This window comes from Hyphomonas sp. UBA3601 (assembly GCF_002375605.1).
GTDB lineage: Bacteria > Pseudomonadota > Alphaproteobacteria > Caulobacterales > Hyphomonadaceae > Hyphomonas.
Genome location: NZ_DFME01000017.1, coordinates 54,138 through 66,413, shown reverse-complemented (window position 1 = coordinate 66,413; position 12,276 = coordinate 54,138). Strand labels below are relative to the sequence as shown.

Annotated in this window: 11 protein-coding genes; 5 read left to right on the top strand and 6 right to left on the bottom strand. The window is 62.0% G+C overall.

Going from position 1 to position 12,276, the window contains the following annotated elements:
- Nucleotides 1-134: 134 nt before the first annotated feature.
- The 4 genes from B4F73_RS01400 to B4F73_RS01385 all read right to left on the bottom strand — a co-directional run bounded on the left by B4F73_RS01400 (nucleotide 135) and on the right by B4F73_RS01385 (nucleotide 4,532).
- The gene (locus tag B4F73_RS01400) at nucleotides 135-1,307 is read right to left on the bottom strand and encodes an acyl-CoA dehydrogenase family protein (protein WP_156947782.1); all 1,173 of its coding nucleotides are present in this window, start codon (nucleotides 1,305-1,307) and stop codon (nucleotides 135-137) included.
- 67 nt (nucleotides 1,308-1,374) lie between these two features.
- Complete coding sequence (locus tag B4F73_RS01395; RefSeq protein ID WP_290482340.1) at nucleotides 1,375-2,952, bottom strand: ABC-F family ATP-binding cassette domain-containing protein; 1,578 nt, start codon at nucleotides 2,950-2,952, stop codon at nucleotides 1,375-1,377.
- A gap of 132 nt (nucleotides 2,953-3,084) precedes the next feature.
- Nucleotides 3,085-4,245, bottom strand: coding sequence for a glycine oxidase ThiO (gene thiO, locus B4F73_RS01390; RefSeq protein ID WP_290482339.1), 1,161 nt, complete (start codon nucleotides 4,243-4,245; stop codon nucleotides 3,085-3,087).
- Between the two features lie 38 nt (nucleotides 4,246-4,283).
- Entirely contained in the window at nucleotides 4,284-4,532 is a 249-nt protein-coding gene (locus B4F73_RS01385) for a hypothetical protein (protein WP_156947783.1), read from the bottom strand.
- Nucleotides 4,533-4,760: 228 nt separating this feature from the next.
- Here B4F73_RS01385 and B4F73_RS01380 point away from each other — a divergent pair, with 228 nt between their 5' ends.
- From B4F73_RS01380 to B4F73_RS01360, 5 genes are all read left to right on the top strand, one after another.
- The gene (locus tag B4F73_RS01380; RefSeq protein ID WP_290482338.1) at nucleotides 4,761-5,825 is read left to right on the top strand and encodes an extracellular solute-binding protein; all 1,065 of its coding nucleotides are present in this window, start codon (nucleotides 4,761-4,763) and stop codon (nucleotides 5,823-5,825) included.
- 75 nt (nucleotides 5,826-5,900) lie between these two features.
- On the top strand, nucleotides 5,901-7,445 hold the full coding sequence (locus tag B4F73_RS01375; RefSeq protein ID WP_290482337.1) for an ABC transporter permease: 1,545 nt from the start codon (nucleotides 5,901-5,903) through the stop codon (nucleotides 7,443-7,445).
- A complete protein-coding gene (locus B4F73_RS01370) occupies nucleotides 7,442-8,452 on the top strand; it encodes an ABC transporter ATP-binding protein (RefSeq protein WP_206991097.1) in 1,011 nt (336 codons plus the stop codon). Before B4F73_RS01375 ends, B4F73_RS01370 begins: the two co-directional genes overlap by 4 nt.
- A 92-nt stretch (nucleotides 8,453-8,544) precedes the next feature.
- Nucleotides 8,545-9,927, top strand: a complete 1,383-nt coding sequence (locus B4F73_RS01365; protein WP_290479769.1) for a M48 family metalloprotease — start codon at nucleotides 8,545-8,547, stop codon at nucleotides 9,925-9,927.
- Nucleotides 9,928-10,025: 98 nt separating this feature from the next.
- Nucleotides 10,026-10,772 (top strand): DsbA family protein, encoded by a 747-nt coding sequence (locus B4F73_RS01360; protein WP_051607453.1) that lies wholly within the window; start codon nucleotides 10,026-10,028, stop codon nucleotides 10,770-10,772.
- A 17-nt stretch (nucleotides 10,773-10,789) separates the two neighbouring features.
- On the opposite strand, the gene apaG is transcribed toward B4F73_RS01360, so the two are convergent.
- Together apaG and B4F73_RS01350 are read right to left on the bottom strand one after the other, a co-directional pair.
- The gene (gene apaG / locus B4F73_RS01355) at nucleotides 10,790-11,209 is read right to left on the bottom strand and encodes a Co2+/Mg2+ efflux protein ApaG (RefSeq protein WP_233347478.1); all 420 of its coding nucleotides are present in this window, start codon (nucleotides 11,207-11,209) and stop codon (nucleotides 10,790-10,792) included.
- Between the two features lie 21 nt (nucleotides 11,210-11,230).
- A partial coding sequence (locus B4F73_RS01350; protein ID WP_290482336.1) for a trans-sulfuration enzyme family protein occupies nucleotides 11,231-12,276 on the bottom strand: 1,046 nt, incomplete at its 5' end.

Sequence of the window (12,276 nt, the reverse complement as noted above, 5' to 3'; positions counted from 1 at the left end):
GTCCATGCAGCCAATCCTGCCACGGCGCCAAGTCCGGTTGGATAGGGCGTAGAAAAAACCCCTGACCTGCGCGGCAGGTCAGGGGTTTTGACGTTAAAGGGCCGGGGACAGGCCGGGTGGTCTCCCCGGATCAATTAGTAACTCTTCGGCAGGCCCAGCACGCGTTCGGCGATGAAGTTGAGGATCATTTCGCGGCTGACCGGGGCGATGCGGGCGAGCATGGCTTCGCGCATCATGCGCTCGACATGGTATTCTTTCGCGTAGCCCATGCCGCCATGAGTCAGCACGGCGGTCTCGCAGGCGCGGAAGCCAGCTTCGGTGCCAAGGTATTTCGCGGAATTGGCCTCGGCGCCGCAATCCTGCCCGGCATCGTAGAGTCCTGCCGCCTTGTAGGCGAGCAGTTCGGCGGCGGAGAGTTCGGCCCAGGATTTTGCCAGCGGATGCTGGATGCCCTGATTCTGGCCAATCGGGCGGCCAAAGACGACGCGCTCTTTCGCATAGGTCGCGGCCCGCTCCAGCGCGGAAAAGCCGAGGCCGATGGATTCCACCGCGAACAGGACACGCTCGGGGTTCAGGCCCTGAAGCAGGTATTTGAAGCCTTCGCCTTCTTCGCCGATCAGGTGGTCTTTCGGCACTTCGAGCCCATCAATATAGAGCATGTTGCACTCGACCGCCTTGCGGCCCATTTTCGGGATCGGCTGGCGCTCGATCTTGTTCGGGTCGAGGTCTGTGTAGAACAGGGAGAGGCCGAGATACGGCTTGGCGCACTGGTCCTTGGGCGTGGTGCGCGCGATGATCAGGATCTTGTCGGCGCGCTGGGCGCCAGTCGTCCAGATCTTGCGTCCATTGATCGTGTAGCCGGTGTTCGTGCGCTCGGCCTTGGTTTCGAGGCTGGACGTGTCGAGGCCGGAATTCGGCTCGGTCACGGCAAAGCACATCTTCTCCTCGCCAGAGATGATCTTGGGCAGGTTTTCGCGCTTCTGTTCCGGATTGCCGAAGCGCTCCAGGGGCTTCGGCCCGAAAATGTTGAGATGGATGGCAGAGGCGCCGGAATAGCCCGCGCCGGTGCGCGTGACGGTCTGCATCATCAGCGCGGCTTCGGTCAGGCCGAGGCCCGCGCCGCCATATTCCTCCGGGAAGGCAATGCCGAGCCAGCCGCCCGCGGCCATGGCATCACAGAATTCCTCCGGCCAGTCGCCGGTCTCGTCCGTCTTCGCCCAGTAATCATCCCCAAAGGGTTCGAGCGTTTTTTCGACGGCGGCCTTGATGGCGGCCTGATCTTCACTCATCGGCGCGATCTGATGCATGTGACGTAATCCTCCTGAGGGCCAGACTTAAGGCGGCCATGCAGGCCCGTCCAGCGATTGCCCTGCGTCAGGGGAGCGCAATTGTGCGCGTGATGCCAATGGCTGTGAGGAAGGCTGGGTCGTGGCTGATGACCAGGAGGGCGCCGGAATAGGCGTTGAGGGCGGCTTCTAGGGTTTCGATCGTGGCCATGTCGAGATGATTGGTCGGCTCGTCCAGCAGGAGGAGTTCGGGGGGCTCGGGCGCGGCAAAGATGGCGGCGAGGCCCGCGCGCAGGCGTTCGCCGCCGCTGAGCATCGCCACGGACTGGTGGGCGGCCTCATTTCGGAAGGCGAAGCGGGCGAGGGCGGCATGGGTTTCATTCTTTGTCAGGTGCGGCTGGACGGCGAGGATGGCCTCGAGAATCGAGCCGCCCGAGGGCAGCAGGCTGACATGCTGGTCGAGCCGGGCGATGCGGGGCGTCAGCGTCTCGACCGTGCCGGAGGCGGGGGCGATTTCGCCAAGGATCATGCGCATCAGCGTCGACTTGCCGGCGCCATTCGGGCCGGCAATGGCGATCCGCTCCGGCCCTCTGATGTCAAAGCTGAGCGGCCCGAACAGGCGGCGGTTGCCGAAGGCGGCGACGGCCTCGGTCACGCGCAGGATGTCCTTTGACCGGGGCAGGTGGACGTGCGGCAGGTCCATTGTGATCGGGGCCGTGATCTCCACCTTTGCGCGGGCGGCTTCCCGTGCGGCAGCGCTTTCGTTGGTCTGGCGGCTGGCAAGGTCGCCGCCCCGTGCGGCGGTGGCCTCGGCGCGTTCCTGCCGCTTGTCGAGCAGCATCTTGGGGGCATCACCCTTTGCGCGGGCGGTGCGGCCCGCCTTGTCGCGCCGGTCCTGTTTTTCCTTTGCGCGCTGGGCGTCTGCCTGTGTGCGACGCAGGGCGGTCTGGGATCTGGCGAGATCAGCTTCGGCCTGTGCGCGGGCAGCGTCGCGGGCTTCGCGGAAGTCGCTCCACCCGCCGCCGAACACGGTCACGCCTATGGGGGACAATTCCACGATCCGGTCCGTCTGTTCCAACAGGTCGCGGTCATGGCTGGCGATGAGTGCGCCACCGCGCCAATCGCGCAGGAGCTTCGCGATGGCGGCACGGCCATCCGTATCAAGATTGTTGGTGGGTTCGTCCAGCAGCAATATGTCGGGCTCTTCCAACAGGAGCCGGGCGATCATGATTCGTGTGCGTTCGCCGCCGCTGAGCCGGTATAGGCGGGTGTCCCATGGCATGTCGCGGAGACCGGTCGATGCCAGAACGGATTCGAGCCGGGACTCCAGCGTCCAGTCGGCCAAATCGGCATCTTCCAGTGAACCTTCACCCGCTGCCAGGCGCGCAAGTCGGGCAAGGCCGTCTGCCGCACCGAGCGTTTCGGAGATGGTCTGGGCTTCGTCCGCGATCTGGGCGAGGCGGCCCAGGCGGCCGTGCACGGACAAGCTGCCGCGTGCAGGCTCCACATCGCCGGCTATGGCGCGCAACAGGGTGGACTTGCCGCAGCCATTGCGGCCGACAAGGCCAATGCGTTCGCGGCCGAGCGACAGGGTCAGGCCGTCAAAGAGCGGCGTGCCGTCAGGCGTGGTGAGGGAGAGGGAAACGAGCGTGAGAAAGGAAGACATGGACAGGCCGTGCGATCATGGAAAGGGTCAGCGAAGCATTGGGCTTTGCGTAATCCATGTCTTTGGCCTCCAGTGGTTTCTCTGCGGATCGAAGCGCCTACATACGCATTCCGGCGCTGAATTCAAGGAAAATCAGACTTGCGCCGGAAGCGCGCGAGATGGCGCGAAGGCAGCGGCAAGGTCGCTGGAGTCGCCACCCAGTATCAGGTCAGCCACGATCCTTGCCGTGATGGGTGTCAAAAGGATGCCATTGCGATAATGGCCTGCGGCGACAAACATGTTGGGCTGGCGCGTGCGACCGAGGAAGGGTGCGAAATCGGGCGTGCCGGGACGTATGCCGGACCATGCGGAGGTGATGCGGGCATCGGCCAGTGAGGGCACGATGCGGGAAGCGTCTTGGAGGAGGTTGGTGACATCATCCGTGTTCGGCATACCTGTCGTACGGCCGGGCTCCATCGTGGCGCCGATGACAAGCTGGTCGCCGCGTGGCACCATGTAGATCGGACCGGCGCGCAGTGTGGTGGCGGGGTGGTCTGCCCGACGCTCAACCGACAGCATCTGGCCGCCATAAGTGTCGATCTCATCCAGCGACGAGTCCCAGTTTGCCAGGCTGAATTGCTTGCCATGTTCGGTCACTTTCAACTCGCCGCTCTGCCAGCCGGCTGTGATCAGAATGAAATCATGGCCTTCCACATCCAGCGCGTCGTCGTGTGACTGTAACGGTGCGGGCGTGCGTTCCAGCATGATGCGAGGGTGGCGTTCACACAGGGCGAGCAGCGCCGAGACGACGGCGCGATTGTTCACGTGGCCATCCGTGGTGAGCTGCAGGACGCCGCGCAGGTCAGGCGACAGCGCCGGTTCGATCCGGCGTGCGGCATCCATGTCCAGCCGCTGGCCGGGCAGGCCGCGCTTGGTCAGCGTGTCGAGGATTCCGTCGAGATGGGCTGCCATTGCTTCACTCGCGGCGACCGCCAGGGATGGTCCGGCCGCATATCCGACAGTTTCTCCGCTTTCGGTTTCAAGGTGCGCTGCAAATTCCGGCCAGAGCCGCGCGCTTTCAAGACAGAGATCAAAAAGTTGGGGGTGAACGCCCGGCTCTGAGGCGGCCTCGAAGGCGGGGGCAATCATGCCAGCAGCAGCCCAGCTGGCGCCGCGACCGGGTGTGTTGGGATCGTAGAGCGTGATGGCAGCGCCACGCCGGGCGAGTTCGAGCGCGCAGCTGAGGCCGATAATGCCCGCGCCAGCGATGGCAATGCGGGGGGAAGATGTTTCGGGGCGGGCGGCGCAGGTCATCTGCGCTATCTATGCCATTCTACTAGCGAATTGAACGCTCAGGCAGCGGAGACCTGCATTTTCTGGCTTTCCCAATAGGATTGGAAAGCTTCGGCCCATTTCTGGCTCTGGAACACGATTTCCTTGCACATCTCGCCGGTCGGACGGAATGCGGTGCGTACCATCATTTCGGGGCCTTCATCGGCGTCGCGCTCAAGCTGTTCGATGACGAACGCGTCGAGCGTTGCTGACAGAAGCGCGTCCTCTTCCGGTGACCCTAAATCGAGATCCACTACGATATCTTTCATTGTCATCCCCAAGCACCTGATTGTTACGTCCGGTTTTCCGGACTCATTTTGTATCTTCAGATCAATATCGCATTTTGTGCGATGCAGCATAAGATTCTTGCTCATGACCGTCCCAATCCGGGGGTCTGTGCAAATTTCGGGCAAAAAGGTCGCGCATGTCGTTCGTTGCGATCCATTCTCAAATGTGATTGAACAGATCATCAATGCCCCTCAAAGAGAGTTTGTTCCATGAAATGGTATGCATCCCTGGCCACCGCCTGCGTTTTTCTTGCCGCTTGCGGGGCACCCTCTGGAGATTCCGGGGAGTCCGAAGTTGCTGCAGAATCTGTGGCTGAGCCCACCGGCCTGCTGAATGTATATTCGGCCCGGCACTATGATTCCGACAAGGAGCTTTACAAACGCTTCGAGGATGAGACCGGCATCCGCGTTCGGTTTCGCGAATCCGGCGCGGCCGAACTGCTTGAGGCGATGAAGGCCGAAGGCGACAATAGTCCGGCGGATGTCATTATCTCGTCCGATGCTGGCACACTTTACCGATTCAAGGATGCGGGCCTGATGCAGCCCGTCGAGTCCGAATTGCTAGCGACGCGCATTCCCGAGCATTTCCGCGATCCGGACAATCATTGGTACGGTCTGGCCAAACGGCTGCGCGTGATCGTGTATGATCCTGCCCGTGTCGAGCCGGAGCAAGTGGATGAATATGCCGACCTCGCCAGCGCCAATCTCGAGGGCGATGTCTGCATGCGGTCCAGCACGAACATCTACAATCTCTCCCTGATGGGGGAATTGATTGATCGACTTGGCAAGGATACGGTCGAGGCTTGGGCGCGCAGCGTGGTGGCGAACTTCGCACGTCCGCCCCAGGGCGGCGACACCGGGCAGATTGAGGCAATTGCCGCTGGCCAATGCTCGGTCGCGCTGGTGAACCATTATTACTGGGTGCGCATGACGCAAGGCTCCGACGCCCAGCGCAAATCGGTTGAAAAGACCATGCTGTCCTTCCCGCAGCAGGATAGCTGGGGCGCGCATGTGAATGTCACCGGCGCGGGTGTTGCGGCCCATGCACCGCACAAGGAGGCTGCCATCCAGTTCATTGAATGGCTGGCCGGTGAGGAGGGCCAGTTCCTGCTGACCACCGAGACCAAGGAAATCCCGCTGGTCGCTGGCGCCGAGATGCCGGAAGGGCTCGACCGGCTGCCGCCTGATTTCAAGGAAAGCGTGTTCCCGCTCAACAAGCTTGGAGAGAATCAGGCCGAGGCACAGGCCATCTACGACCGGGCTGGATGGAACTGATCTCGTTTGAGCGCTCTGGCCGCCATACGCCGCTTCCGATTCAGGAGCATTGACGGGCCCGCCTTATTGGCGGGCTTGATCATTGCTGTACCTGTTGTCGTGACCCTGTTTGCGGGCCTGATGAATGGTGGCGGTGAAGCGTGGACCCATATCCGCGACACGCTGTTGACCGGCTACACGACCGGCACGCTCGGCACGCTGCTGTTAACCGCGCTCATGACGCTCGCCGTTGCGGTTCCGGCGGCTTGGCTGGTGACGATGTACCAGTTTCCGGGACGGGGCCTGTTCGAATGGTTGCTGATCCTGCCTCTGGCGGCGCCCGGCTATGTGCTTGCCTATGCCTATGCCGATCTGATGGGCCTGATGGGGCCGTTCCAGACAGCGATCCGGGATGTTACCGGCTGGACCGCGCGGGACTATTGGTTTCCGGACATGCGCAGCCTGCCGGGGCTCGCCTTCGTGCTGACCTGCGCGCTTTATCCTTATGTCTATCTGACGGCCCGAGCGGCCTTCGTCTCGCAATCTGTCTGCGCTCTGGAGGCGGCGCGCAGTCTGGGTGCCAGCAGTGCCCGGCGGTTCTGGCAGGTCGCCCTGCCGGCCGCCCGACCGGCCATCGCAGCCGGCCTTGCCCTGACCCTGATGGAAGCGGCGGCCGATTATGGCGCAGCGGAGTTTCTCGGTGTGCCCACCCTGACCTTCGGCATTGTGCGCGCCTGGCAGAGCTTTGGCGAACCCGCGGCAGCGGCGCGGCTCGCTCTGGTTCTGGTCGTGATCGTGATCGCGCTGATTCTGACCGAGCGTCATACGCGGGGACGTGCGGGCAGCCAGCAAAGCTCGACGCGGTGGCGCAGCGTGTCACGGGCGCGCCTGCCACGCTGGGCCGGCCTGGGCGCAATGGCGGCCTGTGCGCTCCTGTTCCTTGCTACTTTCGTTTTGCCAATGTCGCGCCTGGTCTGGCTTGTCATGGAATCGCAAGACCAGATCGCACCAATCGGGCGGGCGTTGGTGAACACGCTGATCCTTGCCGGGTCAGGTGCGGCGCTGGCGTTCGTGCTGGCGATGGTCATCGCGCTGACGGCCCGGCAGAGCGGACTGATCGCCGGCTTTGCGCGTCTGATGGCCTCGACCGGCTACGCCATTCCGGGTGCCGTTCTCGCGCTCGGCGCGCTGTTGGTGATGGGATATCTTGGCATCACGCTGACCGGGGCGGGGGCAATCGTGGCCTTGGCATGGGTCTATGCCAGCCGGTTCACCACGTCGGGCGCAGAGCCGATGGTGGCAGCGCTCGGTCGCGCCCCGGCCTCCATGGGCTATGCCGCCGAGAGCCTTGGGGCTTCGCCGCTGCGCCGCGCGGTTTCCGTTGACCTGCCGGTCGCGCTATCAGGCGCCATGGCTGGTGCACTGATCCTGTTCGTTGAATCCCTGAAAGAGCTGCCGGCTACCTTGATGCTGCGACCTTTCAATTGGGACACACTGTCTGTTCGGGCGAATGCCTATGCCACGGATGAGCGTCTGGCGGCGGCGGCCTTGCCGTCCCTGCTCATCACGCTGGCAGGCTTGCTGCCCGTGATCCTGCTATCGTGGCGGCTCAGCCATTCGCGTCCGGGGGACACGCAATGAGCGTGCATTTGACCGCGACGAACGTAACCCGCCGCTATGGGCCAACCGCTGTGGTGGAGGGCGTAAGCCTCACTCTGGAACCCGGCAACATCACAGCATTGCTCGGTGGGTCCGGCGCGGGAAAATCGACTTTGTTGCGCTTGTTCGCCGGACTTGAACCGCTCGATGGTGGTGAGATCCGGCTGGGAGATGAATTGCTCTCTGCGCCGGGCAAGACGGTCCCGGCCGAGAAACGCCGCATCGGGCTGATCTTTCAGGATTTCGCCTTGTTCCCGCATTTGACCGCCGCGCAGAATGTGGCCTTCGGGCTCAAATCGCGCGGCAAGGAAGCGGCCCGCCTGCTGGCGGCCGAATGGCTGGAGCGGCTTGGTCTGACAGATCGGGCCGGCGCATACCCGCACGAACTCTCGGGCGGCGAACAACAGCGCGTGGCCATCGCGCGCGCACTTGCGCCGGAGCCTGCCGCGATCCTGATGGATGAGCCATTTTCCGGTCTCGACCCGGCATTGCGTGGCAGTGTGCGGGATACGGCGCTTGCCGCGATCCGGGAGGCTGGCATTCCGGCACTGCTGGTGACGCATGACCCGACCGAGGCGCTCGAAAGCGCCGATTGCATTGCCATTCTTCAGGGCGGGCACTTGTTGCAGCAGGGTGAAGCGGCTGAAATCTACCAGAGACCGCAAAGCGCGGCGATTGCCGCCGCTCTCGGTCCAGTCAGCCGCATACGGGCTGCGGACCTGCCGACCGGACTCGTCGGGCAGGATGTACCAGTCGGAGCGGAACTGATCGTACGCCCGGAAGGCGTGTTGCAGGATGAGAGTTCGGCGGTAAGGGCCAGTGTAACAGCCAGCCAGCTGACCGGCCCGCTTTGTCGTTTGTTGCTGGAGTGCCAGGGACAATCCCTTACCGCGCTTGTGCCGCGCATGACGGCACCAAAAGCAGGAACGGAGATTGGTATTCGGCTCGATCCAACCCTGACATTCATCTTCCAGTCAGCCGATTCCTGACAAATCCGTTATAGTGCGAGGAAGCCCTCGCCAATCGGTAAGGCATCCCATAAAATCAGGGATGTAGATGCAATCAACAGGAGGCGCTTTGCATGGCGCGAAATTTCCTGAAACTGGCCGCGACCGCAGCGCTCGCCGCAATGATGGCGGCAAGCGCCACGGCCCAAAGCCTGATCCGCGATGCGGAGATCGAGGAGACGCTGCGCGAATGGACCAATCCCATTCTCGAAGTGGCTGGGCTGAAGCCGAACGATGTCGGCCTGTACCTGATCAATGATCCTTCATTGAATGCGTTCGTGGCGAACGGTCAGAATATTCACCTTCATACCGGCCTTATTATCGCTGCGGATTCCTCGCTGCAGATCAAGGGCGTGATCGGGCATGAGACGTGTCACATCGCCTGTGGCCACTCGGTCAGCCGTTCGCGCGCGGCCGGGGTCGCCATGCGCCCGGCGCTGCTCTCCATCGGTCTTGGTATTCTAGCCATGGCCGCCGGTGAAGGGGGGGCAGGTGCAGCCCTGATCGGTTCATCACAACAATTTGCTGCGCTGAACTTCTTCACGCACACGCGTTCGGAAGAGGCCACGGCCGATGCCGCGGCAGTCGAATACCTCACGCAGCTTGGTCAGTCGCCCCGCGGGATCGTCGAATTCTTCGAGAATTTCCGCTATCAGGAAGTCCTGTCCAGCGCGCGCCGATATCCCTATTTTCGGGCCCACCCGCTCGCATCGGACCGGATCCGCACCGTGCGCCAGCTGGCCGAAGATTCCGGCATGATGGACACGCCGCAAACCGATCGGGAATTGAATCAATACCAGATGATGCGTGCCAAGCTCATCGGCTTCCTCGACACACCGAACAAGGTGGCGCGCGAATACCCGGCCAGTGACCAGAGCCAGCCAGCGCGATATGCGCGTTCCATCGCCGCCATGCAGGTCTCCGATATTGATCGCGCGCTGATCGAGGTGAACTCACTGCTTGAAGACGATCCGGAAAATCCATTTTTCTGGGAGCTTAAAGGCCAGATCCTGTTTGAGAGCGGCCGCGCCGCCGAATCTGTTGCGCCGCACGAGAAATCGCTCGAACTGAAGCCGGGCCAGCCCCTGCTGCTGATCAACCTTGCCCGGTCGCTGAATGCGCGTGACGAAGCTGGCGATGTCGAAGCCGCCGAAAAGGCTTTGCATGATGCGTTGATTGCCGAGCCGAACAATGCGTTCGCCTGGGCTCAGCTGGCCATCACATATGAAAAGCAGGGGCGCCGCGCCGATGCCCAGCTGGCCACGGCCGAGTCTGCCTATGCTGTTGGCGACATCGTACGAGCCAACCGGTTTGCCCATTTTGCTGTCCAGAGCCTGGAGCCTGGCACGCCGGATTATCGCCGCGCTGACGACATCCTGTTGGTGACCGATGCCAACAATCCGGACAATCGCGACATGTATCGCCGCAATCGGCGTTTCTCGCTCACGGTCGAATAGTCCTGATCAACTTTGTGTTAGGCCGGATAGACGTGCGGAATTCAGGCCGTATATCTGGCCTGAACCGATTTTGACCTGAATATGACAGGAAACCACGCATGACATTCAGACTGACCACGATGACGGCCGCCATGGCTGCGCTCGCCCTGACGCCCGCCTGCGCCGAGAGCAAGGCGGCGCCGGTCGCTGATCGCGAAGCCATGGAACAAGTTGTGCGGGAGTACATTCTCGAGAACCCGGAAATCATCGAGGAAGCGCTGATCAAGCTGTCCGCGAAGCAGCAGGCTGCAGCCTCTCAAGAGGCGCAGAAAGCCATCGCGAGCAATTTCGACGCGATCTACAATAATGAGAATGACTATTTCATCGGCCCGGCCGATGCAGAGATCACCGTGGTCGAATTCTTCGACTATCGCTGCGGCTGGTGCAAACGGTCGGTCGAATGGATTCAGGCATTGCCGGAAGACTATGACGGTAATGTCCGGGTCGTCTTCAAGGAACTGCCAATCTTTGGCGGCATCAGTGAGACCGCTTCGCTTGCGGCGCTCGCCGCCGGCAAGCAAGGCAAGTATCGCGAATTCCATCTGGCTTTGATGGCCATCAAGAACAATGACGACCTGACTGAAGCCAAGCTCGACGAAGTGGCCAGGGATGTGGGCATGAACGTCCAGAAAATGCGCGCCGATATGGGCTCGATCGACATTCAGCGCAAACTGTCTGAGTCCAAGCAACTTGCCCGCGCCGTAGGTGTCGAGGCCACGCCGAGCTTCCTGATTGGCAATGAGTTCATCGAAGGCGCAAATCGCGACCGGCTGAATGAGGCGATCAAGGCCGAGATCAAAGGCTGATCAGAACCAGACGAATCTCAGCAGGGCAGTGACGTCTCGTACGGGCTGTCCAGTGAGAACATCGGAATGGTCGCGATCAATACGCGGCCATCATCCCCTTTGAGATCATAGGTGCCACCCATGATTCCGGACGGGGCCGCCAGTGGCGCGCCAGACGTATAGCTGAAGCGTTCGCCCGGCCCGAGGGTTGGGGTCTGGCCGATCACGCCTTCACCTTCGACTTCCTGACGACGGCCTTCGGCATCCACGATGCGCCAGTGACGGCGCACGATGGTCCAGGTCTGCTCGCTCTCATTCTCAACGTCGACCGTGTAGGACCACATGAACCGGGCGCGCGCCGGTTCGGATTCGTCATGCATGAACTTCGGACGCACGCGAATGCGCACACCATCGGTGATCTGTTCGTATTGCGGAGGAGGAACCCGTCTGCCCATCATGTGAAATTCAATCCAATTCGTTCACACACTGTTAAGGGCGCGTGTCAAATCCATTACAAGATCGTCAGAATCTTCCAGACCGACCGACATCCGTATCCAGCTGCGGTCGAGTCCCATCGAGGCCTGCTCCTCATCGCTGAGCGCGCGGTGCGTGGTGGAGGAGGGATGACAGGCGAGCGACTTGGTGTCGCCGAGATTGTTGCAGATATCGACAAGCTCCAATGAATTCAGAAGCTTGAAGGCTTCTTCCTGTCCACCGTTCACCGAAAAGGCGATCATGGTGCCGCCTGCGCTCATCTGGCGCTTGTGGATGTCGTAGTGTGGATGGTCCTCGCGATGCGGGTAGCGCACGGCGGCTATCGCCGGATGATCCGCAATAATGTCTGCCAGGCGGGCAGCATTTTTTGTTTGCTGATCGACGCGCAATTTAAGTGTTTCGAGTCCCTTCAGCACAACCCAGGCGTTGAACGGCGACGCAGCCGGGCCCAGATGGCGCAGCCACGGATCGTAGATTTCCTCCATCCGCGCCGAATCGCACAGGATTGCCCCGCCCATGACGCGGCCCTGGCCGTCCATATGCTTGGTGGTGGAATAGACGACGACATCCGCGCCAAGCTCCAGAGGCTTCTGAAGGATTGGCGTCGCGAAGACATTATCGACCACCAGAATCGCGCCGGCGGCCTTGCAGAGCTTGGCAACCGCCTCGATGTCGACGCCGTCCAGCAGCGGGTTGGCCGGGCTCTCGATCAGGACGAGCTGGCAGCCCTTGGCGATCTCCCGCTCCCAGGCCTCAAGGTCAGCGCCATCCACGAAAACCGTCTCGATGCCAAATTTGGGCATCTGATTGGCGATGATCCAGCGGCAGGACCCGAACAGGGCCGTCGCGGCCACGACGCGGTCCCCCGCTTTCAGCGGTGCCAGGATCGCGGTTGAGATGGCGCCCATGCCGGAGGCAGCAACGCGGCAGGCCTCGGCATTTTCGATCAGGGCGAGTCGCTGTTGCAACATCTCACATGTCGGGCTGCCATAGCGGGAATAGACAAAGCCATCCTCTTCACCCGCCATAC

Excerpts from the sequence above, each read along its gene's own strand:
- B4F73_RS01400 (WP_156947782.1), bottom strand. The coding sequence starts at position 1,307 with ATGCATCAGATCGCGCCGATGAGTGAAGATCAGGCCGCCATCAAGGCC.
- B4F73_RS01395 (WP_290482340.1), bottom strand. The coding sequence starts at position 2,952 with ATGTCTTCCTTTCTCACGCTCGTTTCCCTCTCCCTCACCACGCCTGAC.
- thiO (WP_290482339.1), bottom strand. The coding sequence starts at position 4,245 with ATGACCTGCGCCGCCCGCCCCGAAACATCTTCCCCCCGCATTGCCATC.
- B4F73_RS01385 (WP_156947783.1), bottom strand. The coding sequence starts at position 4,532 with ATGAAAGATATCGTAGTGGATCTCGATTTAGGGTCACCGGAAGAGGAC.
- B4F73_RS01380 (WP_290482338.1), top strand. The coding sequence starts at position 4,761 with ATGAAATGGTATGCATCCCTGGCCACCGCCTGCGTTTTTCTTGCCGCT.
- B4F73_RS01370 (WP_206991097.1), top strand. The coding sequence starts at position 7,442 with ATGAGCGTGCATTTGACCGCGACGAACGTAACCCGCCGCTATGGGCCA.
- B4F73_RS01365 (WP_290479769.1), top strand. The coding sequence starts at position 8,545 with ATGGCGCGAAATTTCCTGAAACTGGCCGCGACCGCAGCGCTCGCCGCA.
- B4F73_RS01360 (WP_051607453.1), top strand. The coding sequence starts at position 10,026 with ATGACATTCAGACTGACCACGATGACGGCCGCCATGGCTGCGCTCGCC.
- apaG (WP_233347478.1), bottom strand. The coding sequence starts at position 11,209 with ATGATGGGCAGACGGGTTCCTCCTCCGCAATACGAACAGATCACCGAT.